This is a genomic window from Bradyrhizobium sp. T-12 (assembly GCF_058314695.1).
In genome coordinates, this window is record NZ_CM177756.1 from 702,470 (window position 1) to 723,723 (window position 21,254).

At 64.9% G+C, this 21,254-nt stretch carries 19 protein-coding genes and 1 tRNA gene; 13 read left to right on the forward strand and 7 right to left on the reverse strand.

Annotated elements, in window-relative coordinates; all coding sequences use genetic code 11:
- The first annotated feature begins 23 nt into the window (after positions 1-23).
- The 3 genes from AC0WRY_RS03350 to AC0WRY_RS03360 all read left to right on the forward strand — a co-directional run bounded on the left by AC0WRY_RS03350 (position 24) and on the right by AC0WRY_RS03360 (position 3,777).
- Positions 24-812: an enoyl-CoA hydratase gene (locus AC0WRY_RS03350; RefSeq protein ID WP_194405655.1), complete on the forward strand. Its 789-nt coding sequence runs from the start codon at positions 24-26 to the stop codon at positions 810-812.
- A 2-nt stretch (positions 813-814) separates the two neighbouring features.
- Complete coding sequence (locus tag AC0WRY_RS03355) at positions 815-1,564, forward strand: VOC family protein (RefSeq protein WP_194405656.1); 750 nt, start codon at positions 815-817, stop codon at positions 1,562-1,564.
- Positions 1,565-1,662: 98 nt separating this feature from the next.
- The gene (locus AC0WRY_RS03360) at positions 1,663-3,777 is read left to right on the forward strand and encodes an acetate--CoA ligase family protein (RefSeq protein ID WP_194405657.1); all 2,115 of its coding nucleotides are present in this window, start codon (positions 1,663-1,665) and stop codon (positions 3,775-3,777) included.
- A gap of 186 nt (positions 3,778-3,963) precedes the next feature.
- Here AC0WRY_RS03360 and AC0WRY_RS03365 read toward each other — a convergent pair whose 3' ends face one another.
- Genes AC0WRY_RS03365 through AC0WRY_RS03375 form a run of 3 tightly spaced genes read right to left on the reverse strand, consistent with a single transcriptional unit; the run spans position 3,964 to position 7,033 of the window.
- Complete coding sequence (locus tag AC0WRY_RS03365) at positions 3,964-4,776, reverse strand: enoyl-CoA hydratase/isomerase family protein (protein ID WP_194405658.1); 813 nt, start codon at positions 4,774-4,776, stop codon at positions 3,964-3,966.
- A gap of 15 nt (positions 4,777-4,791) precedes the next feature.
- Complete coding sequence (locus tag AC0WRY_RS03370; RefSeq protein WP_194405659.1) at positions 4,792-5,952, reverse strand: acyl-CoA dehydrogenase family protein; 1,161 nt, start codon at positions 5,950-5,952, stop codon at positions 4,792-4,794.
- 16 nt (positions 5,953-5,968) lie between these two features.
- A complete protein-coding gene (locus AC0WRY_RS03375; RefSeq protein WP_194405660.1) occupies positions 5,969-7,033 on the reverse strand; it encodes an acyl-CoA dehydrogenase family protein in 1,065 nt (354 codons plus the stop codon).
- Between the two features lie 239 nt (positions 7,034-7,272).
- Here AC0WRY_RS03375 and AC0WRY_RS03380 point away from each other — a divergent pair, with 239 nt between their 5' ends.
- Positions 7,273-8,058: an SDR family NAD(P)-dependent oxidoreductase gene (locus AC0WRY_RS03380; protein ID WP_194405661.1), complete on the forward strand. Its 786-nt coding sequence runs from the start codon at positions 7,273-7,275 to the stop codon at positions 8,056-8,058.
- A gap of 55 nt (positions 8,059-8,113) precedes the next feature.
- On the opposite strand, the gene AC0WRY_RS03385 is transcribed toward AC0WRY_RS03380, so the two are convergent.
- A complete protein-coding gene (locus AC0WRY_RS03385; protein ID WP_083636342.1) occupies positions 8,114-8,386 on the reverse strand; it encodes a GlsB/YeaQ/YmgE family stress response membrane protein in 273 nt (90 codons plus the stop codon).
- A gap of 42 nt (positions 8,387-8,428) precedes the next feature.
- Positions 8,429-9,001, reverse strand: a complete 573-nt coding sequence (locus tag AC0WRY_RS03390) for a YidB family protein (RefSeq protein ID WP_491122668.1) — start codon at positions 8,999-9,001, stop codon at positions 8,429-8,431.
- Between the two features lie 160 nt (positions 9,002-9,161).
- Between AC0WRY_RS03390 and AC0WRY_RS03395 the strand changes: the two genes are divergently transcribed.
- Complete coding sequence (locus AC0WRY_RS03395; protein WP_194405663.1) at positions 9,162-10,163, forward strand: 2-dehydropantoate 2-reductase; 1,002 nt, start codon at positions 9,162-9,164, stop codon at positions 10,161-10,163.
- A 24-nt stretch (positions 10,164-10,187) separates the two neighbouring features.
- Positions 10,188-10,391, forward strand: a complete 204-nt coding sequence (locus AC0WRY_RS03400; protein WP_194405664.1) for a hypothetical protein — start codon at positions 10,188-10,190, stop codon at positions 10,389-10,391.
- A gap of 93 nt (positions 10,392-10,484) precedes the next feature.
- Here AC0WRY_RS03400 and AC0WRY_RS03405 read toward each other — a convergent pair whose 3' ends face one another.
- Complete coding sequence (locus AC0WRY_RS03405) at positions 10,485-11,111, reverse strand: hypothetical protein (protein ID WP_194405665.1); 627 nt, start codon at positions 11,109-11,111, stop codon at positions 10,485-10,487.
- Between the two features lie 263 nt (positions 11,112-11,374).
- Here AC0WRY_RS03405 and AC0WRY_RS03410 point away from each other — a divergent pair, with 263 nt between their 5' ends.
- From AC0WRY_RS03410 to AC0WRY_RS03440, 7 genes are all read left to right on the forward strand, one after another.
- The gene (locus AC0WRY_RS03410) at positions 11,375-12,892 is read left to right on the forward strand and encodes an AMP-binding protein (protein WP_194405666.1); all 1,518 of its coding nucleotides are present in this window, start codon (positions 11,375-11,377) and stop codon (positions 12,890-12,892) included.
- 21 nt (positions 12,893-12,913) lie between these two features.
- The gene (locus AC0WRY_RS03415; RefSeq protein WP_194405667.1) at positions 12,914-13,552 is read left to right on the forward strand and encodes an RraA family protein; all 639 of its coding nucleotides are present in this window, start codon (positions 12,914-12,916) and stop codon (positions 13,550-13,552) included.
- Between the two features lie 27 nt (positions 13,553-13,579).
- Entirely contained in the window at positions 13,580-13,951 is a 372-nt protein-coding gene (locus tag AC0WRY_RS03420; RefSeq protein WP_194405668.1) for a dimethylsulfonioproprionate lyase family protein, read from the forward strand.
- 48 nt (positions 13,952-13,999) lie between these two features.
- Positions 14,000-14,956, forward strand: coding sequence for a tripartite tricarboxylate transporter substrate-binding protein (locus AC0WRY_RS03425; RefSeq protein WP_194405669.1), 957 nt, complete (start codon positions 14,000-14,002; stop codon positions 14,954-14,956).
- Positions 14,957-15,060: 104 nt separating this feature from the next.
- Positions 15,061-15,137: transfer RNA gene (locus AC0WRY_RS03430), tRNA-Arg, on the forward strand.
- Between the two features lie 539 nt (positions 15,138-15,676).
- Entirely contained in the window at positions 15,677-18,193 is a 2,517-nt protein-coding gene (locus AC0WRY_RS03435; RefSeq protein ID WP_194405670.1) for an Ig-like domain-containing protein, read from the forward strand.
- Between the two features lie 288 nt (positions 18,194-18,481).
- On the forward strand, positions 18,482-19,621 hold the full coding sequence (locus AC0WRY_RS03440; protein WP_194405671.1) for an amidohydrolase/deacetylase family metallohydrolase: 1,140 nt from the start codon (positions 18,482-18,484) through the stop codon (positions 19,619-19,621).
- Positions 19,622-19,641: 20 nt separating this feature from the next.
- On the opposite strand, the gene AC0WRY_RS03445 is transcribed toward AC0WRY_RS03440, so the two are convergent.
- Positions 19,642-21,252, reverse strand: a complete 1,611-nt coding sequence (locus AC0WRY_RS03445) for an ABC transporter substrate-binding protein (protein WP_491122669.1) — start codon at positions 21,250-21,252, stop codon at positions 19,642-19,644.
- Positions 21,253-21,254 lie beyond the last annotated feature (2 nt).

The window sequence follows — 21,254 nt, forward strand, 5'->3', positions numbered from 1 at the left end:
CAAAACAACGAGGAAGGCGTCCCATGAACGACATGGTCCTGCAGAAGCTCGAAGGCGGGCTGCTCACCATCACGATGAACCGCCCGGAGCGGAAGAACGCGCTCAACCCGGAGATGGTGGCCGGGCTGGTCGAGGCGGCGCGGCGCGCGGCTGACGATCCCGAGGTGCGCGCTGTGCTGTTCAAGGGCGCCGGCGGCTCGTTCTGCGTCGGCGGCGACGTCAAGTCGATGGCGGCCGGCCGCGCGCCGCTGCCGTTCGAGCAGAAGCTTGCAAATCTGCGCCGCGGCATGGAGGTCTCGCGCATCCTGCATCAGATGCCCAAGCCTGTGGTCGCGCAGCTCGATGGTGCCGCGGCCGGCGCGGGCCTGTCGATGGCGCTGTCCTGCGACCTCCGCATCGCATCCGAATCTTGCAAGATCACCACCGCCTTCGCCAAGGTCGGCTTCTCCGGCGATTACGGCGGCACCTATTTCCTCACCCAACTGCTCGGCAGCGCGCGGGCGCGCGAGCTCTATCTGATGTCGCCGGTGCTGACCGCGAGGGAAGCCCACGCGATCGGCATGGTGACCAAGGTCGTGCCGGACGCCGAGATCGACGCCGCAGCCCACGAGCTCGCGCTGTCGCTGGCGCAGGGGCCCTCGATCGCGCTCGGCTTCATCAAGCGCAACATCAACAATGCCGAACATCTGGCGCTGGAGGATTGCTTCGACGGCGAGGCGATCCATCACACCCGCTGCGGCGACACCGAGGACCACAAGGAGGCCGCAAAAGCCTTCGTGGAGAAGCGCAAGCCGACCTTCAGGGGCGCCTGACCGTGGCGCCCTATATGCGTCTGCGGCAGATCTGCCTCGTCGCGCCGCAGCTCGTGCCAGTGATCTCCGACATCGCGGAGATCATGGGCCTTGCCGTCTGCTACCGGGACGGCAATGTCGCGAAATACGGCCTGGAGAACGCGCTGCTCCCGGTCGACACGATCCTGCTGGAGGTTGTCGCGCCTTTCAAGGACGGCACCACGGCCGGCCGCTTCATTGAGAAGACCGGCGGTCGCGGCGGCTATATGGCGATCTTCTGCTGCAACGATCCCGACGAGCGCGGCCGCAACGCCAATGCGCTTGGCGTGCGCACCGCCAACGTCATCGACCACGCGCCCTATCACGGCGTGCAGCTCCATCCCCGCGACTGCCGCGCCGCCTTCATCGAGTTCAATCACACCGAAGGCAGCGACGACATTCTGGGCCCGTATCCGCCCGCGGGGCCGGATTGGCAGAAGTTCATCCGCAAGGACGTGACGCAGGCGCTTGTCGCGGTGGAGATGCAAAGCCCGGATCCGCAGGGGCTGGCCGAGCATTGGGGCAAGATCATCGGAATTGCGGCTGATGGCTCCGAGCTGAAGCTGCCCAACGCGACCTTCCGTTTCGCGAAAGGCGTCAGCGAGATCATGAGCGCGCTGGAGTTTCGGGTGACCGACGTGGCTCAGGTGCTGCATGCCGCCAAGGCCAGGGGGGTCGCGGTGGCCGGCAACGAGTTTCTGCTGGGTGGGGTGACGTTCCGGCTTGCCGGTTGAGGTCTTGCCTTCCCAGCTCTCAATCCGTCATCCTTCGAGGCCTCCGCTGCGCTCCGGCGCCTCAGGATGACGGATAGCCACAAGAGCAGGACCTCAACATGCCGCATCCGCTCGACAGCTTCTTCGTTCCCGCCAGCATCGCGCTGATCGGCGCCTCGCGCGATCACGAGAAGATCCCGGGCCGGCTGCTGTCGATGCTGCGCAAGAACGAGTATCCCGGCAAGATCTACCCGGTGAATCCGAACTATGCCGACATCGACGGGCTCGCCTGCTACAAATCGATCGGCGAGATCGGCGCGCCCATCGATCTTGCCGTCATCATCATCCCCGCCCGTGCGGTGCTCCCTGCGCTGGAGCAATGCGCCGCCGCCGGCGTCAGGAACGCCGTGATCATTTCCTCGGGCTTTGCCGAGGAGGGCGGTGACAGCGCGGCGATGCAGGATGCGATCGGGGCGCTGGCGAGGCGCACCGGCATGCGGATCTCAGGTCCGAACGCCGAGGGTTTCTTCAGCCAGGTGCAGCGCGTGGCGGCGACGTTCAGTCCGGCCGTGGATGTGAAGCCCGACGTTGTGCCGCTCGTTGCCACCACGAAGCGGATCGGCATCGTCGCGCAGAGCGGCGGCATCGGCTTTGCCTATTATCACCGCGCACGGGCGCTCGGCGTCGCCGTCAGCTATGTCGTCAGCTCCGGCAACGAATCCGATCTCGGCGCCGGCGAGTTCCTGGATTACATGGTGCGGGATGCTTCGACCGACGTGATCCTGCTGTTCATCGAAGGCATCCGCGACGTCGACAAATTTCTTGCCGCGGCCCGGCGCGCCGCAGAGGTGAAGAAACCGATCATCGTCACGAAAGTCGGCCGCTCCGGTGCGGGCCAGCGCGCGGCGGCCTCGCATACCGCGAGCATGGCCGGCTGGTCGGCGGCCTATGACGCGGTGTTTGCGAAATACGGCTTGATCGTCTCCAACGATCTCGACGAGGCGCTGACCATCGCGGCAATGCTTGCCAGCAATCCCCTGCCGAGGGGCGACCGCGTCGCAGTGGTGACGGTGTCGGGCGGAGCCGGCATCTGGGGCGCGGATGCCGTGGCACTGCAAGGCTTGCGGGTGCCGGAGCTCTCCGAGCCCATCCAGGCGGGGATCAAGGCGTTGATGCCGTCCTATGGCACGGCGCGCAACCCGATCGACGTCACCGCGCAGGGTGTCACCTCGGGCGGCCTGCAGAAGAGCGTCGACTTGCTCACAGTGTCCGACGAGGTCGATGCGATCATGGTCGTGCTGTCGCTGTCGAGCGAAGTGCGCAAGCCGTTCAAGGACGGGGAATTGAGGCCTGTGCTGTCCGCGCAGCACAAGCCGGTGGTGTTCTACTCCTACACGGTGCCATCCGACTTCGCGCGGCGCGAGCTCGCGAAATCCGGCGTGGTGGTGCTCTCCGGCCTCACCCATGTCGGCACCGCGATGCGGCAGCTGGTCGATTACGCGAGGTTCAACCTTCCGAAGACTGCGGACGCGACGCGGCTGCCGCCGCGCGATCTCTCCGCACATCTGAAGGCGCCGGTTCTGTCCGAATCCGACAGCAAGTCATTGCTCCGCGCCGCCGGCATCGTGCTGCCGGATGAGGTGCTGGTGCGGGACAAGAGCGAGATCGACCAGGCGGTCGGCCGCGTCGGCTTGCCCTTGGCGATGAAGATCCAGTCGCCCGATATCGCTCACAAGAGCGAGATCGGCGGCGTGCGCCTCAACATTGCCACCAAGGGTGAGGCGTTTCTCGCGTTCGAGGCCTTGCTCGACGCTGCGCGCAAGCATCGGCCGGAGGCGGATATCCAGGGCGTGCTGGTCGGCCCGATGGCGAAGCGCGGCGTCGAGATCATCGTCGGCACGATGCTGGATGAGACGTTCGGTCCCCTGGTGATGGTGGGTCTCGGCGGCATCACCACAGAATTGTTCCGCGATGTCGTCTATCGGCCCGCGCCGGTGAGTGCGGAGGAGGCGGGCGCGATGCTGGCGAGCCTGAAGGCAGCGCCGTTGCTGAATGGATTTCGGGGAGCGGCAAAGGCGGATGTGGCGGCTCTGTCGCAACTGATCGCCGATATTTCCGTGCTCGCCGCGCAGCACGCAAAAGAAATCGCGGAGATCGAGCTCAACCCGGTGCTGGTGCACGCCGAAGGGCAGGGCGTGACGATCGTCGATGCGTTGGTGGTGGGAAGGAAGTAGCGTGCCACAAGCACCGCTGTCGTCCCGGACAAGCGAAGCGCAGATCCGGGACCCATAACCACAGGAAGTAGTTTGGCGAAGATTCGGAGTTATCAACTCGCGTGACAACGGCTCCCTGGGATTATGGGTCCCTGCTTTCGCAGGGACGACAGCGGAAGAGTTTGCAGCGTCGGCGCTCTACAACGACTAGCGCCCCTTGAAATTCGCCGCGCGCCGTTCCTCCGTGGCCTTGACGCCTTCCTTGAAATCCTCCGTCGCACGCAACCTGGTCTGTTCGGCGAGCTCGTGATTGGTGGCGGCCATGACGCGGTCGGCGAGCCCGTTGCGCATGGTGGCGCGGGTGGAGAGCAGGCCGAGCGGGGAGCATTCGGCGATCTCGCCGGCGAGCTTCATGGCGGCCGCCTTGACCTGGTCCTGCGGCACCAGCTCGTTGGCGAGGCCCCATTTGTACGCCTCTTCGCCGGTAACGCGGCGGCTGGTGTAGAACATCAGTTCGGCGTTGTTCTTGCCGATCAGTTCCGGCAGCGTGGTCGTCAGGCCGAAGCCGGGATGAAAGCCGAGCTTGGTGAAGTTCGCGGAGAAGCGCGCCTCGGGGCAGGTGACGCGGAAATCGGCCGACACCGCGAGGCCCAATCCGCCGCCGATGGCGGCGCCCTGCACGGCGGCCACGATCGGCTTCTTGGCGCGGAAGATGCGTACGGCCTGGATGTAGAGATGGTTGATCGAGCCGAGGTTGTCGGCGGGATCGCCCTTCTTCTCGGCCTCGCGCGCCTCCTGAGCCTGCCGCGCCGGATCCTGGAAGTTGGCGCCGGCGCAGAACGCCTTGCCTTGCGCCGAGAGAACGGAGGCGCGGATCTCGATGTCGCGATCGAACTCGTCGAGCGCGTCCGCGATCTGGTTGATCAGCGAGATGTCGAAGAAGTTCAGCGGCGGGCGGCGGATCTCGATGGTGCCGACATGTCCGACCTTCTCGACGCCGATGTCTTTATAGGTGCTCATGATGTCCTCGAAGGTTTAGCGCAAGCCCAAGCCGCGCGCGATGATGCCGCGCAGCACCTCGGTGGTGCCGCCCTGGATGGTGAGTTTCGGCGCGGTCTTGATCGCGAAATCGAGCTGCCGCTCCAGGGTCTCGCGGTTGGTCGCGGTCTCCTCGACGAAGGCGGCGAGATCGCGGACGCGGTGCGGAAGCTGCTGCTCCCAGACCGTGCCGATGTCCTTGACGATGGACGCCTCGACCACCGGCTCCTTGCCGGCTTCCAACATGCCGGCCACCGAGACCGACATCCGCCGCATGGTGTGGAGCTGCGCGACGAGCCGGCCGATGCCTTCGGCGCTGCGCGTGTCCGGGTTGGGGCCGACCGCGCGGACCAGCTCGGTCAGCACGTAATAAGTTTCGAGGAAGCGCTCGGGGCCCGAGCGCTCATAGGCAAGCTCGCTCGTCGCCTGCTTCCAGGCGCCGTCGACCTCGCCGAGCACGTGATCATCGGGCACGAAGAAATCGGTGAAGACGACCTCGTTGAACTCGTACTGGCCGGTGATCTGGCCGATCGGATTCACCTTGATGCCCGGCTGCTTCATCTTGACCAGGAACTGGGTCAGGCCGTGGCGGCGGTTCTCCTTGGTCGGCGGCGATGTCCGGAAGATCGCGATCATGTAGTCGGCGATGTGTGCCGACGAAGTCCAGATCTTGGTGCCGTTGATGAGATAGCCGCCGTCGGTCTTGGTCGCGCGCGTCTTCGCGGCGAACAGGTCGGAGCCGGAGTTCGGCTCGCTCATGCCGATGGCAAAGCAGATCTCGCCGCGGCAGATCCGCGGCAGGATTTCCATCTTGATATGTTCAGGGGCGTACTTCAACAGCACCGGCCCGCTCTGGCGGTCGGCGACGAAGAAGCGCCGCGTCGGCGCATTGGCGACGCGCATCTCCTCGGTCACCACGTAACGTTCGAGGAAGGAGCGCTCCTGGCCGCCATATTTCTTCGGCCAGGTCATTCCCAGCCAGCCCTTGGCGCCGACCCGGCGGGAGAATTCCGGCGCGTCGGTGTCCTCGCGGTTGGGCTTGTGCGGGTCGAAGGTGCCGGCGGCGATCTCCTCGGCGAGGAAGGCCCGCACCTCCTTGCGCAATTGCTCGCACTTCTCGGGCAGGCGGATCGGATCGAAACGAAGGGCAGCGGTCATGTGTTTCTCTCCCTGATCAGCGCGATGCCACGAGCGGCCACAATTCGTCGGCCCCTCTGGTGGCGACCAGCTTGCCGAGCTCGACGGCCCAGTGGCTCTCCGAACCGAAATCGTCGCGCCAGGCCAGCGCCCGCAGCGAATAGCGGTGCAGGATGTGCTCCAGGGTGAAGCCGATCGCGCCGTGCACCTGATGGGCGATGGCGCCGCCCTTTTCCGCAGCTTCCGCGCAGCGGATCTTTGCGGCGGCGGCTTCGAGATAGACCTCGTCGTCAAAGCTTCTGGCATTCGCGATGGCGTCGGCCGCCGAGGTCGCCGCCGCAAGCGCTGCGGCGGATTCGCCGGCGAGGCGGGCGAGATTGTGCTGCACCGCCTGGAATTTCGAGATCTTCTTCTCGAAGGCGACACGCTCGTTGGAATAGCGCACGGAGATGTCGAGCATCGATTCCAGCGCGCCCGCGATCTGCAGGCTGCGCGCAACGCCGCCCATCAGCATCATCGTGGTCTGGTCAAAGCCCTTCGGCGCAGGCTTGAGCGCGACGGGCTGCACCTTGTCGAGCGTCACGGTGTCGCTGTGGTCGTAGCCGACATTGAGGCCGGATTCGATCCGGCCTTGGCCGGCATCGACCAGCGCGATCGAAATGCCGTCCTTGCCATGCGCCAGCACCGCAAAATGCTTGGCCGCTTTCGCAAAAGGCACGCCGCGCGCGCGGCCGGAGAGCGAGCCGTCGGCATCGAGGGTGATGCGATCCCGAGGGGAAGCCGGCAGCACCGTCATCTCACCCTCTGGTGACGCGATCTTCGCCTGCGCCAGCAGCCAGCCCGCCAGCATGGTCTCGGCGAGGGGAACTGCGACCGCGAAGCGCCCGGCGGCGTTCAGCAGCGCAAAACCGTCGGCCAGGCTTGCGCCGGAGCCGCCGAGATCATCGGGCACCCAGGACAAGGGCAGGCCGGCTTCACTCAGCGCCTGCCACAGCGGCGCCTGCCACGAATTCTTCTTGTCGTTGTTGATGGTTTGCGGATCGGCGAGATCGGCGAAGATCTTCTCCGCGGTCTCGACGACGATGTTGTCACTCTCCGCCACAGCGTTCCCCGTGTTTTGCCGTTGGCGCGTCCCGCCTGATCGGGCGACCCGCGCAGGTCTTCTTGCGCCCGATGATCCGAAAAAGCCATGGCCCTGACAAGCGTTGATCGCAGGTCAACCTGCGGCGCGGGCATGGGCACCAAGCTAATTCCGCTTAGCGGAGTTTGCTCGATTTGCAGGGCGCCGCAAACTCGCTAAACAGGACGCGAAAGATCAGAGCCACGGGGAAGGACATCAAGATGGCCAAGGACAATCTGTGCGCAATCGTGACGGGGTCGGCCTCCGGCCTTGGCGCGGCGACCGCCGAAATTCTCGCGCGCAGCGGCGCGCGGCTCGTCATTAATTATTCGTCGAGCAAGACCGAGGCCGAGGCCACGGCTGAGCTCTGCCGCAAGGCCGGCGCGGCGGAGGTGCTGGTCGCCCAGGGCGACGTCTCGAAGGACGAGGATTGCCGCAGGATCGTCGCGGCCGCCAGCGGATGGGGCCGCCTCGATATCCTCGTCAACAATGCCGGCACCACCAAACACGTGGCGCATGCCGACCTCGACGGATTGTCGGCCGAAGATTTCCAGCGGGTTTATGGCGTCAATACCATCGGCCCGTTCCAGATGGTACGCGCGGCGCGCAGCCTGCTCGAGGCCGGCGCGAAGGCCTCGGAGCGGCCCTCGGCCGTGGTCAACGTGTCCTCGGTTGCCGGCATCAGCGGCGTCGGCTCGTCGATCGCCTATGCCGCGAGCAAGGGCGCGCTCAACACCATGACGTTGTCGCTGTCACGCGCGCTGGCGCCGCTGATCCGCGTCAACACGGTGTGTCCCGGCTATATCGATACGCCCTGGTTCACCAAGGGCCGCGGCGAGGCCGGCGCCAAGCAGGTGCGCGACAGCGTCGTGGCGAAGGTGCCGCTCAAGGTCGCCTCGTCAGCGGAGGATATCGCGCAGCTCGTCTGCTTCCTGGCTATGCCGGCGTCCAGCAACATGACCGGCGAGGTCGTGCGCATGGATGCGGGGATGCATTTGATCACGTGAGGTGAAGCAACGTCATTCCGGGCTCGCGCTTCGCGCGCCCCGGAATGACGACAAGCTACCCCTTGATCACGCCGCTTGCCACCAGCCGGTGCCAGATGAACAGCACCACCACCGCGCCGATGGTGGCCATGATGAAGCCGGCGCCCTGGTCGGGGCTGTAATGGCCGATGGCCTGGCCGACGAAGGTCGCCAGGAACGCGCCGGCGATGCCGAGGATGGTGGTGAGGATGAAGCCGCTCGGATTGTTCGGCCCGGGCGCCAGCCAGCGCGCGATGAGGCCGGCAATGAAGCCGACGACGATGATCCACAACAGGCCGCCCATGCTCATGAGTGTGCTCCCCTTCCCGAGAACGCGTCGATCGAGGTTGGATTAAAGTCTGCCCGAGAGCTCGTTCTCGGTCGGCAGCCGCCCGTCCGGCGTCAGATGGTCGATCACTTGCGGCAGATACTGGCTGAGGCCGTTGAGCAGCTCCTCGCGCGAGAGGCCGCTCTGGGCGGACAGGCTCTCGATCTGGTCGGCGCCGAGTGCGCTGGCGAGATCGCCCGGCGCGATCGGCTTGTTCTGACCCTTGCCGACCCAGGAATTCGCGGCGTCGCCGTGGCCGCCCTGCTGCAACTGGTTGAGGAGGTCGCCGAGGCCGCCGCTGAGCACCGTGCCGGCCGCGCCGCCCGCGAGCAGGCCGCCGAGCCCGCCCTTGAGCAGGCCTCCGAGACCGCCAAGACCGCCGTTATCGGCGGCGACCGGCGGAGGGGCCGGCGTCGGTGACGGTTGCGGCGCCGTACCGGACTGGTTTGCGGTCATGTGCTTGAACGCCTTCCAGGCGAGCAGGCCGAGCAGCGCCATGGTCATCGGCGACATGCCGCCGGAGGACTTTTCGGAGCTCGGCGTGGAGGGGCCCCGCGGGCCGTTCTGCATGCCGTTGAGGACGTCGAGTAGACCCATGGTGCTCTCCTTTGGCGTCTCGTTCGGCGATTGCGCCGCTGACTGCCCCCGGGGCGAAAACATATGGGGCCGTCATGACCGTTACAAGTCGGATGCGACGCGATTGGTTGCCGGCCTCGCCTCTGCTATCGAAGGCCGTCTCGTTCAGGGAGCAAGCTCAGTGGTTGCGGATCGACCGATCGTTGTGGCCGGCGCCGGCGCCATCGGCTGTTTCGTCGGCGGCATGCTGGCGGCCGGCGGCCGCCGTGTCGCGCTGCTGGCGCGGCCGCGGGTGAAGACCGAGATCGAGCGGTTCGGCCTGGTTCTGACCGATTTCGACGGCTCCGAGAAGAAGCTCGGCGCAGGCCAGCTCGCGCTATCGGAGGATCCCGCGATCCTGCACAGTGCCGGCATCGTGCTGGTCACCGTCAAGAGCGCCGACAGCGCCGATGTCGCGGATCAGATCGCGCGGCATGCGCCCGAGGATGCCGTCATCGTCTCGCTTCAGAACGGTGTCGGCAATGTCGCGGTGCTGCGCGAGCGCCTCGGTGGCCGTCGTGTGCTCGCCGGGATGGTGCCGTTCAACGTGATCGCAATGGGCGAGGGCCGTTTCCATCGCTCGACCTCCGGCGACATCCATATCGGCGAGGACGCCGCGAACACGGCAGCTGCGCTTTCGGTGCCGGGCCTCAGTGTGCGTGCGAGCCGTGACATCACCGGCGTGCAATGGGGCAAGCTGATCATCAATTTGAACAACGCGCTCAGCGCGCTGTCGGATATGCCGCTTGCCGCTCAACTGGCGAGCCGCGACTGGCGAAGATTGTTCGCCGACCAGATGGCGGAGGGGCTTGCCGCGCTGAAGGCCGCGGGCATCGCGCCGGTCTCGGCGACGCCGATCCCGATGAACTGGTCTCCGGCCTTGCTGCGGCTGCCCGATGCGATCTTCAAAGCGATCCTGGGGCGGACCATGAAGATCGATCCCGAGGCGCGTTCCTCGATGTGGCAGGACCTGAAACACGGCCGCAAGACCGAGATCGACTATCTCCAGGGCGCCGTGATCGCGCTCGCCGAGCAGAACCATGTCGAGGTGCCGCTGATGCGCCGCATTGTTGCGCTGATCAGGGAAGCCGAGACGGCCGGCAACGGACCGCCGCGTCTGACGCCGCAGCAGATCCGCGGGTAGAGCTTGACGGTGATGGAGCATGCCATGAGGCATTGTCTGAAGATCGGGTTCGCGCTCGTCGCGCTCTGCGGCATCTCGACGCTTGCTCACGCAAGACCCCCGACGGTCGTGACCTCGCCCGGCTATGACAGGCGCCTGCAGGAGAGCAGGTCGCAATTGGGTGGTCCGCCGACAGCGACGGCGCCGGTGGTCAAGCCGAAGCGCAGCAAGAAGAAGCACACGAATTGAGGCCACAGACTCCATTGTGGTCCCGGACTTGCGCTGACGCTTCTCCGGGACGACAGCCGAGTTTGCGGCGGCAGCGGAATGAAGCCGAGGAGCTCAGCTCTTCTTCGCCGGCTTGCTCGGCGCCGGGTTGAACAGCTTCTTCAGGTCGTTCAAGCTTTCCGACAGCCGCGGCCATTCGCAGGAGAAGGAGCCCTTGGTGCAGGGCGCGCCCTTTCGCTGGCCGACGGTTTGCTGCACCTTCGGCCGCTCGACCGGGACCGGCACGCGGACGCGTTCGGTTTCGGTCTGCAGCGCCACCTGCTGGAGTTGCCGCGCCTGTTGCTCCTGCTGCTCGCGCTGTTGGCGCGCAGTCGCCTGGGCGGCTTCGTTGTTGCGACGCTCCCTGGCGAGATAGGCGGTGTAGGCTTCGTCGATCTTCTTCTGTTCCTCCGGCGTCGGGTTGGGCCCGGCGATGTCGAAGGTGCGATCCTGCAGGAAGTCGTAATAGGAATAGCCGCCGCCCGGCTTGCGGCGGCCGGCGAACTTGGCGTTGCAATTGGCGAGCGCGGAGGTCTTCTCGGCCTTGGTCGCGGCCTTCTCTGCGGCGTCGGCGCATTCCTCGAAGTCGACCGGCGCGCGCTTCCACCATTGCGCCTGGGCATGCGGCAGCGTCAGCAGAAGAACTCCTGCTGCGGCAGTGAGAAACAGCGCCGCACGACGCAATGCAATCACGGACGACATTCTACGAGAGCATTCCCTGGCAAACTCAACCCGAACTGAGTCGAGCCAGATTTTTGCCTCTTTATCGCCGGCTTGTCACCCGTGGAACCCGGGAATTTCATGTCTGGGATGCTGACATTTTGGGCTTGACGTGGCGCGGGAGTCACAGCGCCGTGGCGTCGGGCTGCTACACTTCGCCTCGCAAGCGCCGTACCTGAGGCGATGCCAGAACACGAAACACACAGAATAAGAACAAGACCCAAGAAACGAAATGGAAACGCCCGATGCTGCTGCCCTTGTCCGACGTGCCGCGCTGGTACGCTGAACGCAAGCCACATGGCACGATCGCCGTCCGTCATGGGCAGGACACGCTGACATGGGACGAGCTCGAGCGCGGCGCCAACCGGCGCGCGCGGGCGTTCGCGGCCAAGGGTGTCAAGCCCGGCGATTTCGTCGCGATCGGATTGCCGAACGGCAACGCGTTCTTCGAGACCTCGTTCGCGGTGTGGAAGTGCGGGGCGACGCCGACCTCGCTGTCATGGCGGTTGCCGCGCGGCGAAGCCGCCGCCGTGCTCGACATTCTCAAGCCCGCGCTGGTGGTCGGCGGCGAAGCCGACTGGAACGCGCCAAACCGTCTGCCGGCGGATTTCGTGCCGGACGGATTTTCGGATGAGCCGCTCAATCCCCCGGTGGCACGCTATTGGAAAGCCATGACCTCAGGCGGCTCGACCGGCCGCCCCAAGGTGATCCTCGATCATCATCCGGCGGTGACCGACACCGTCGCCGTGCCGCCGCTCAACATCCCCTTCGGAGTCTCGCTGCTCAATCCCGGGCCGCTCTATCACAATGCGCCGTTCATCGTGTCGCATTACGCGCTGTTCACCGGCGGCCAGCTCACCGGCCTCGTCAAGTTCGACGCCGAGGAGACGCTGCGGCAGATCGAGCGCGAGCGCGTGCAATGGGTCAACTTCGTGCCGACCATGATGCACCGGATCTGGGCGTTGCCGGAACACGTGCGGAGCGCCTACGATTTGTCGAGCCTCCAGACCGTCTTCCACATGGCCGCTCCGATGCCGCCCTGGCTGAAGGAGAACTGGATCGCCTGGCTCGGCCCGGAGCGGATCTGGGAGCTCTATGGCGGCACCGAGCGGCAGGGCGCCTGCATCATCTCGGGCACGGAATGGCTGACGCACAAGGGCTCAGTCGGCAAGATCGGCGACATGGCGCGCTTGCGCATCATCGGCGAGGACGGCAACGACGTCGCGCCGGGCGAAACCGGCGAGATCTATTTCCTCAACAATGATGGTGCGGACGCGACCTACCACTATCTCGGCGCCGAGCCGAAGCGGCGCAGCGACGGCTGGGAATCGCTCGGCGATATCGGCAGGCTGGATGCGGACGGCTATCTCTATCTCGGCGATCGCCTCGCCGACATGGTGCTGCGCGGCGGTGCCAACATCTATCCGGCCGAGGTCGAGGCCGCCGTCTCCGAGGCGCCCGGCGTGCGCTCCTGCGTGGTGGTGGGATTGCCCGATCCGGAATTGGGTCAGCGCGTGCATGCCATCATCGAGGCGGACGACGGCGCCGACGGTCAGGCCATCGCCGACGGCATGGCGGACTTCCTCAAAGAGCGGCTCAGCCGCTACAAGCACCCCGAGAGCTTCGAGATCGTCAGCGCACCGCCGCGCGATGATTCCGGCAAAGTCCGCCGCACCCTGTTGCGCGATGAGCGCGCGGCGTGGTTGAAGGAGGGGCGCGCCTTCCGGATCTGGCCGGCGAAGGCGCGGGCGCACGCCGAATAAGACAAACGCGGAAGGACCGACATGACGATCACCATCGCAGCGAACAGCGTGCCGAAGCCGCCGGCCGAGATCATCGAGGGTTTTCGCGGTGCGCCGACCTCGGTCATTTCGGACAATCTCGCCCGGCTGCCCGGCGCGGTGGGTCTCAAGCCCTATCATCGCGGCGGCGCACTGGTGGGCACGGCCTTCACCGTGCGCACCCGTCCCGGTGACAATCTCGCCATCCACCGCGCACTGGAACTGGTCGGTCCCGGTGACGTCATCGTGGTCGATGGCGGCGGCGACGAGACGCGGGCGCTGGTCGGCGAGATCATGAAGAACATCGCGCAATGGCGCAAAGCGGAAGGCTACGTCATCGACGGCGCGATCCGCGACGTCGCCGCGTTCGCGGCCGACGACTTCCCCTGCTACGCCCGCGCGGTGATCCATCGCGGTCCCTACAAGAACGGCCCCGGCGAGATCAACGTGCCTGTCACGATCGGCGGCAGCGTGATCTCGCCCGGCGACATCGTGGTCGGCGACGAGGACGGCGTGGTGTCGTTTCCCGCCGCAGGTGCCGCAGCACTATTGGAGACCGTGCGGGCACAGGTGGCGCGAGAGGAGGAGACATTGAAGGCGATCCGCGAGGGCCGCTATCAGGGTTCGTATGGGAAATCCTGATCAAGGAAAAAGAAAGGGGAGGGCAGCGTGAGCCAGAAGGACGAATTCCACAACATCGACAGTCCCGATGACGGCCTGTTCCGCGAACTCGCCGCGGGAGTGACCACGCGCATCTTCTCCGGCGAGCAGGCGATGCTGTCGGTGGTGACGCTGGCGCCCCATGCGCAGGGCACGCTGCACCATCATCCCGAGGAGCAATGGGGCGTGCTGCTCGACGGCTCCGCCATCCGCGTCCAGGGCGATGAGGAGATTGCCGTCAAGAAGGGCGATTTCTGGCGCACGCCGGGCAACGTGCCGCACACCATGCGGGCCGGCCCGGATGGTGCCCGCGTGCTGGACATTTTCAGTCCGCCTCGGCCAGAATACAGAAAAGCCGGGTCGGGCTTCGGCACGACCTAAGCGCCAAAGAGCAAAAAGCCGGGCGCGAACCAAAAACGGGAGGGGACCATGACGATCACACGACGCGCGCTGCTCGCTGCGCCGGCCATTCTCGCAATCACGCCGGCCATGGCGCAGGCCGGCAAGATCACGCTGGTCGTGCCGTTTCCACCGGGCGGCTCGACCGACGCGATGGCGCGGCTGCTGCAGGCCAGCCTGCAAACCAAGCTCAATCGCATCGTCGTGGTCGAGAACAAATCGGGCGCCGCCGGCGCGCTCGGCGCGGCGCAGGTCGCCAAGAGCCCGGCGGACGGCACCTCGTTTTTGGTCACGTTCGATTCCCACGCGGTGATTCCGTCCATCCTCGACAAGCCGCCGGTGGACGTCGAGCGCGAGCTGATGCCGGTACTGCTCATCGGCACCGCACCTTATGTGATCGCGGCGGGTGCCGACCGCCCCTACAAGAGCTTTGCCGACGTGGTGGCGGCCTGCAAGGCGAGCCCGGGCGCGGTGAAATATGCATCCGTCGGCATCGGCACGCTCGGCCATCTCGCCATGACCGTGCTCGGCAGCAAGGCCGGCGTCGAGATCATGCATGTGCCTTATCGCGGCGGCGGTCCGGCGATGAACGACGTGCTCGGCGGCCATGTCGATCTCATCGCGGGATCGGCGGCGCTGGTCGCCGCCCAGCTCGGCACCAACATGCTGCGTCCGATCCTGCAGCTCGGCCGCGAGCGGCTGCCGGCCCTGCCTGATACGCAGACCGCGATCGAAGCCGGCTTTCCCGATTTCGAGACACTGGCCTGGTGGGGCATCTTCGCGCCCGCGGGCACGCCGCCTGACATCGTCGCAGCCTTCGCGGCAGCGTCCAAGGAGATCCTGAGCGAGCCTGCGACCGCCGCCCAGCTGAAGGAGACGCAGCACATGACGCTGCTGCTGCAGGACGGGGCGGCCTTCAAGACCTTCTTCGACAAGCAGGTCGCCACTTGGGGCAAGGTGGTGAAGGATAATAATATCAGGGCGTAGGTGGCCGGCGGCGGTCCTTGCGCATTGGGCGCGGCGAGGGCTTCCGATCCTGTCGCCGCTTTGATATGTACACCCCCGGGCAACCCGACTGATGCGGGTTCCGCGGTCCCGTAGCTCAGCCGGATAGAGCGACGGTTTCCTAAACCGTAGGTCGGAAGTTCGAGTCTTCCCGGGATCGCCATTCTTTCTAGTCCTTTGCCGGCCATTAGCTATCAGAATGAAGCGGAGTCGCTCTGCCGGCACCGGATGGGCGACGCAATTGCAGGCATGCGGTCGCGGCTGCAATTGAGTCGGGCCCGCGACGTCATGGCCGTGTGGCTAACGACCCCAGGGCGGTGGCCCCGACTGGTGCGCGCAGTACGCCGCTGGTGATTGGCGAAGCGAGGGCCGGCGACGTGAGGTCGCAACAAATATTAGTATGGACAGGGATCACAACAGGTCGCCGCTCATTTAAATAACGCGCTCGACCGAGAATTTAATCCTGATCATTAGTTTCAGTTCGGCGATAATATTAATTTGGGCGGCGGCAGGAATTGCGGCTGCGAGATTAAAAACTCCATGCTCGGGTCAATGAATCGTCGCAAAAAAGGCGCGTGCGAATTCGAACACGCGGCTGATGGGGCGGCAAAGGACCAGCTCAAGTTGGACTGAGCCGCGACGTATCGATCAGTATGCGCATGAAACTCAGTCTGCGCTGCATTGCTCAGGGGATGAACAAACATGGCAATTGCTGGATTTCCAGACGCGAATAGCACCGGTCTTCCTGATGGCGTTATCCTGACTCCATCGGGCGACGTAACTATCACTCAACCAGGCACCGTAATCGACGCTCTCGATGTCAAAGGCACCATTACGGTCCTGGCCGATAACGTCACGATTCAGAATACTCGCATCACGTCCAGCGATTGGACAGGAATCTGGATCAAGGATGGCATTACAGGAACTGTCGTCAAGGACAGCGAGATTTTAAACGTTGGAAGTAGCCCAGATGGCGCGAACGGCATTGTCGGGTCCGGCACATTCCTGCGCAACGACATCCATGACGTGGAGAACGGCATTATCGTCACCGGTTCGAGCCTCGTCCAAGACAATTATATCCATGATATGAATGCGCCGGATGTGCGTCTCGGCACGTCCTTGGGCGGTCCGCACTACGATGGCATTGAGATCGACGGCGGCGTTTCAGACGTCGTCATTCGGCACAACACGGTCATCAACGAGAACAGCTACGTCTCGGCCGTGATGATCAATAATGACTTCGGTCCGGTTTCCAACATTCAGGTGGACGGCAACTATCTTGCGGGGGGCGGCTATACCCTTTACTCCGATGGCAGCTTCAGCAGCACCGACAAGATTTCCGGCGTCTCGTTCACCAACAACGAGCTCGGGCAGGGCAAGTGGGGATACTATTACTTCAGGGACAACACGCCCGTCCTGACGAACAACGACGAACTCGGCACGGGATGGCAGACGTCGTCTCCGACGACGCCCCCCGCAACGCCCGAAGTCCCGGCAGCACCGACCATCGCATCCTGGTCACCCGATACGGGCAAGACTGGCGACGGCATCACGGACGCCAATCAGATCACTCTGCACGGCACCGCCGCGGCTGGCAGCACCGTGAAAGTCTATGACGGTTCGACGCAGATCGGTACGGCGACCGCGACTTCGGCCGGAAGCTGGGACTATATCACCAAGGTCTTGACCGATGCTAAGCACACGCTGACGGCGACCGCGACCAACTCGTCGGGTCAAACCAGCGCGGCATCGGCTGCGGTGGCGGTCACCGTCGACACCAAGGCGCCAGCTGCACCGACGATCGCGAGCGACACCGTCAACTCTGCCAACCAAGTCGTTCTGTCGGGGGCTGCCGAAGCGAACAGCGCGATCAAGGTGTTTGACGGAACGACCCAGGTCGGGACGGCGACAACCAACTCGAGCGGTGCGTGGAGCGTCACGACGTCTGCATTGTCGGCCGGTTCGCACGCCCTGACGGCGAAGGCGACCGACGTTGCCGGCAACGTCAGTGCTGCGTCGACGGCCGTGGATGCGGTCATTGGTTCTGGGACGACGGGCTCCACCGGCTCGGGCACGTCGGGCACGGGCACCACAGCGCCCGCCGCGCCGAAAATCGCCTCGTTCTCAAACGATACCGGCACTGCCGGTGATCACATCACGAGCGACAAGACGCTGACCCTGGCCGGGACTGCGGTTGCCAACAGCACGGTCAAGGTGCTCGACGGCGCCACCCAGCTCGGCACGGCCACGGCGGATGCGAATGGAGCGTGGCACTACACCACCGCCGCGCTGCCGGACGGCAAGCACAGCTTCACTGCGACCGACACGGTCTCTGGCGTCACCAGCAAGGCATCGACTGCGCTGGACGTGACGGTGGATACCGCTGCCCCCGATGCCCCGGTGCTGTTGAGCGATCCGACCACGCATAACCGCGCCACGGTCTCCGGGACGGCGGAAGCGGGCAGCTTGATCAAGCTCTACGAGGGCGCGACCCTGCTTGGCACGACGACCGTTGCAAGTGACGGTGACTGGAGCGTGACGACCCCGAATCTCAAGCACGGGTCACACACCTTCACCGCGACAGCGACCGACGCAGCCGGCAACACCAGCGCCTTGTCGCAGCCGATCGATCCGCCGATCGGCTCGCACAGCGGTGGCGGCACCTCGACGGTGGAAGTCACCAATGTACGCCAGCACTCGGATCACACCGCGACGATCAAGGGCACGGCCGATCCCAACAGCGAGATCAAGCTGTATGACGGCACGACCTCGGTCGGTTCGTCCACGACGGACGCCGACGGCAAGTGGAGCTTCCAGACCTCCGACCTGTCGGGTAAGTCCCACGCCTTTACCGCGGAGCAGGTCGACACCACAGACCACGTGGTCGGAACCAGCTCGGGCGCGGCGATGATCGGCTCGGGCCGCAGCGACACGCTGACTGGCACCACCGGCAACGATGTCATGGTTGGCAAAGCGGGAGCGGATACGTTCCAGTTTGCGTCGAACTTCGGCCAGGACGTTATCAAGGACTTCGCTGCCCGCGGACCTGCTCACGACACGATCGAGTTCAGCAAAAGCGTATTCGACAGTTTTGCGAGCGTTCTCTCCCACGCGGCCCAGTCGGGCCACGACGTCGTCATCGCGACGGGGAGCGACACCCTCACGCTGAAGAACACGCAGCTCGACAAGCTGAACAGCCACGACTTCCACTTCGCGTAGGGGACGGGTCGGCCACACAAGCTGGTACTCAACAGCTGTCTCGGGGGATCTCTTGGGGGATCCCCCGACATAGGCATGACTAAAGTTGGACGGCGGGATAATCCCTCCGCCAACGGCTTTCTAGAACGCATGTCGGAAGTTCGAGCCTTCCGGATTCCCATTTTTCATAGGCAAGAGTTATGGTTTGCCGCGCCATTCGGCGCGAAAATTGCTAGAAACGAATGGCTTCCTTCCTCGCTGGCGGGGCTGCCATGCCGCAGCACCGCGCTGCCTCATCCGGAGACGACGATGCCCTTTGACCTGATCCTGCGCGGGGGCCGCGTGATCGACCCTTCGCAGAAACTCGATGCCGTGACCGATGTCGCCTTCGCCGGCGGCAAGGTGGCGGCGGTCGGCAGCGCGCTGAAGGCCGATCCGGGCACCGAGGTACGCGACGTCTCGCAGTTCATCGTCACGCCGGGGCTGATCGATCTGCACACCCATGTCTATTGGGGCGGCACCTCGCTCGGCATCGACGCTGAGGAGTTCTGCCGGCTCTCCGGCGTCACCACGGCGGTCGATACCGGCAGCGCCGGGCCGGGCAATTTCGCCGGCTTCCGCAAGCATGTGATCGAGCCGAGCCAGGTCCGCATCCTCGCCTATTTGCATGTCTCGCATGCCGGCATCTTCGGCTTCTCGCACCGGATCATGGTCGGCGAGAGCGAGGAGCTGCGATTGATGAATCCGATCGAGGCCGCGAAGGTCGCCGATGCCAATCGCGACCTCATCGTCGGCATCAAGGTGCGCGTCGGACTGCATTCTTCGGGCACGTCAGGGGCGGTGCCGCTCGACATTGCGCTGCAGGTTGCCGACGAGGTCGGCATGCCCCTGATGGCGCATATCGATCATCCGCCGCCGAGCTATGAAGAGGTCCTGGCACGTCTGCGTCCCGGCGACGTGCTGACCCACGCGTTCCGCCCGTTCCCGAACACGCCCGCAACCGCGCAGGGCACGGTGAAGAAGGCGGTGCTGGATGCGCGCGAGCGCGGCGTGCTGTTCGACATCGGCCACGGCAAGGGTTCGTTCGCCTTCAAGACCGCGCGCGCGATGCTCGCCAACGGCTTCTATCCCGACACCATCTCATCCGACATCCATCAACTCTGCATCGACGGCCCGGCCTTCGACCAGGTCACGACCCTGTCGAAATTCCTGTGCATGGGCATGGAGCTGTCCGACGTGATCGCGGCCTCGACGGTGAATGCGGCGATGGCGCTGCGGCGTCCCGAGCTCGGCAGCCTCAAGCCGGGCAGCGTCGGCGACGCCACGCTGATCTCGGTGCGCCAAGGCCAGTTTGACTACGAGGACGTCGTCGGCGAGCACCTGATCGGTGATCGCAAGATCGTGTCCGAAGGCGTCGTCATCGGCGGCCGCTGGTGGCATCCGAACTAGAGCTTTGTGAGGCCGCGAGCCTACTCGTTCTTTTCCACATTCCAGAACATCGGCGTCGCCGGGCCGTCGATCACGCCGGTCAGTGATTTGCGCCATGCGCTCGGCGCCTGGAACTGGCCGAGCGGGATGTAGATCACTTGATCGTAGGCTTCCTTCTGCACGTCGAGGGCGATCTTCTTCTGCTCTTCAGGTGAAGTGGCGCGAGCGAAGGCGTCGCGCATCTCCTCGAGCTTGGGGTCCTCGGACCAGCCGTACCAGCCGCCACTCGTGCCCTTGCCGCCCATCGGGACGTTGACCAGCGGGTTCAATGAGTCGGCGGCGCCCTGGTAGGTGAAGAACATGTTCCAGCCGCCTTCCTTCGGCGACTTCTGGCTGGCGCGGCGGGTCACCAAGGTCTGCCAGTCCATGGCCTGAAGGTCGACCTTGAATCCGGCCTCGCGGAGCAGCTGCGCGACCACGATCGGCTGCGCCTTCAGCAGGATCTGGTCGCCTGGCGCCAAGATCACCACGGGCGTGCCGTCATAGCCGGACTCTGCCAACGCCTTCTTCGCGTCCGCCATTCCGTTTCCCTTCATCAGGGTCTCGCCGCCGGCATCGCTGGCCAGCGGCGTATCGCAGATGAAGAATGCGCCGCAGAACTTGTAGTATTTGGGATTGCCGATCTGGGCGTCGAGCACGTCCTTTTGGTTGATCGCGAGCAGCGCGGCGCGGCGGATCTTCACATTGTCGAACGGCGGGTGCAGGAAGTTCATCCGGCCGAACGACTGGAAGCCGAACTTGTTCAAGATGGAAACAGTGATGTCCGGGTTGGACTCGAGCGCGGGCAGCATGTCGAACGGCGGAGTTTCAACGAAATCGACATCGCCGGATTGCAGCGCGTTGAGCGCGGTCTGCGCATCCGGCATCGTGATCCACTCGACACGGTCGACCTTGACCACCTTGCCGCCCGATGTCCATTCGGCCGGCTCCTTGCGCGGCACATAGTCGGTGTTCTTTTCGTAGATGGCTTTCACGCCAGGCTGGAATTCGCTCGCGACGAACTTGAATGGGCCGGAGCCGATCTGCTCCGGAATCTGCTTGGTGATCGGGGTCTCCGCCAACCGCTTCGGCATCATGAAGGCGACAACGGCCGACGGCTTGGCGATCGTCTCCAGCACCAGGCCATAGGGCTCCTTCAGCTTGAGCACGATGGTCTTGGCGTCTGTTGCCTCGATACCCGAAGTGAAGTCCATCAGCTTGCGCGCCATGCCGTCGACGCTCGTGAACCAGCGCTTCAGCGAGGCGACGCAGTCCTCCGCCGTCACCGGCGCGCCGTCATGCCACTTCAGGCCGTCGCGCAGGGTGAAGGTGTAGGTCAGCTTGTCCGCGGACACCGTCCAGTCGGCCATCTGCGGCCGCACCTTGAAGCTGGAATCGATGCCCAGCAGCGTATCGTAGACCATGTAGCCATGGTCGCGGGTGATGATGGCCGTCGTGAAGCCGGGATCGGTGACGCGAAGGTCCGACTGCATCACCGCAGTCAGGATTTTCTTTCCGGTCGCGGCGGATGCAACCGACGTCCAAGCGGCAGTAAGCGCCGATGGTGCAACAACCGCAAGCTGAAGCAGTTTCCGTCGCGAGACGTGAACCATTC

What these genes read in the sequence shown, in the direction of transcription:
- AC0WRY_RS03350 (WP_194405655.1), top strand. Translation starts at nt 24, where the DNA reads ATGAACGACATGGTCCTGCAGAAGCTCGAAGGCGGGCTGCTCACCATC.
- AC0WRY_RS03360 (WP_194405657.1), top strand. Translation starts at nt 1,663, where the DNA reads ATGCCGCATCCGCTCGACAGCTTCTTCGTTCCCGCCAGCATCGCGCTG.
- AC0WRY_RS03365 (WP_194405658.1), bottom strand. Translation starts at nt 4,776, where the DNA reads ATGAGCACCTATAAAGACATCGGCGTCGAGAAGGTCGGACATGTCGGC.
- AC0WRY_RS03370 (WP_194405659.1), bottom strand. Translation starts at nt 5,952, where the DNA reads ATGACCGCTGCCCTTCGTTTCGATCCGATCCGCCTGCCCGAGAAGTGC.
- AC0WRY_RS03380 (WP_194405661.1), top strand. Translation starts at nt 7,273, where the DNA reads ATGGCCAAGGACAATCTGTGCGCAATCGTGACGGGGTCGGCCTCCGGC.
- AC0WRY_RS03385 (WP_083636342.1), bottom strand. Translation starts at nt 8,386, where the DNA reads ATGAGCATGGGCGGCCTGTTGTGGATCATCGTCGTCGGCTTCATTGCC.
- AC0WRY_RS03390 (WP_491122668.1), bottom strand. Translation starts at nt 9,001, where the DNA reads ATGGGTCTACTCGACGTCCTCAACGGCATGCAGAACGGCCCGCGGGGC.
- AC0WRY_RS03400 (WP_194405664.1), top strand. Translation starts at nt 10,188, where the DNA reads ATGAGGCATTGTCTGAAGATCGGGTTCGCGCTCGTCGCGCTCTGCGGC.
- AC0WRY_RS03405 (WP_194405665.1), bottom strand. Translation starts at nt 11,111, where the DNA reads ATGTCGTCCGTGATTGCATTGCGTCGTGCGGCGCTGTTTCTCACTGCC.
- AC0WRY_RS03410 (WP_194405666.1), top strand. Translation starts at nt 11,375, where the DNA reads ATGCTGCTGCCCTTGTCCGACGTGCCGCGCTGGTACGCTGAACGCAAG.
- AC0WRY_RS03415 (WP_194405667.1), top strand. Translation starts at nt 12,914, where the DNA reads ATGACGATCACCATCGCAGCGAACAGCGTGCCGAAGCCGCCGGCCGAG.
- AC0WRY_RS03425 (WP_194405669.1), top strand. Translation starts at nt 14,000, where the DNA reads ATGACGATCACACGACGCGCGCTGCTCGCTGCGCCGGCCATTCTCGCA.
- AC0WRY_RS03435 (WP_194405670.1), top strand. Translation starts at nt 15,677, where the DNA reads ATGGCAATTGCTGGATTTCCAGACGCGAATAGCACCGGTCTTCCTGAT.
- AC0WRY_RS03440 (WP_194405671.1), top strand. Translation starts at nt 18,482, where the DNA reads ATGCCCTTTGACCTGATCCTGCGCGGGGGCCGCGTGATCGACCCTTCG.
- AC0WRY_RS03445 (WP_491122669.1), bottom strand. Translation starts at nt 21,252, where the DNA reads ATGGTTCACGTCTCGCGACGGAAACTGCTTCAGCTTGCGGTTGTTGCA.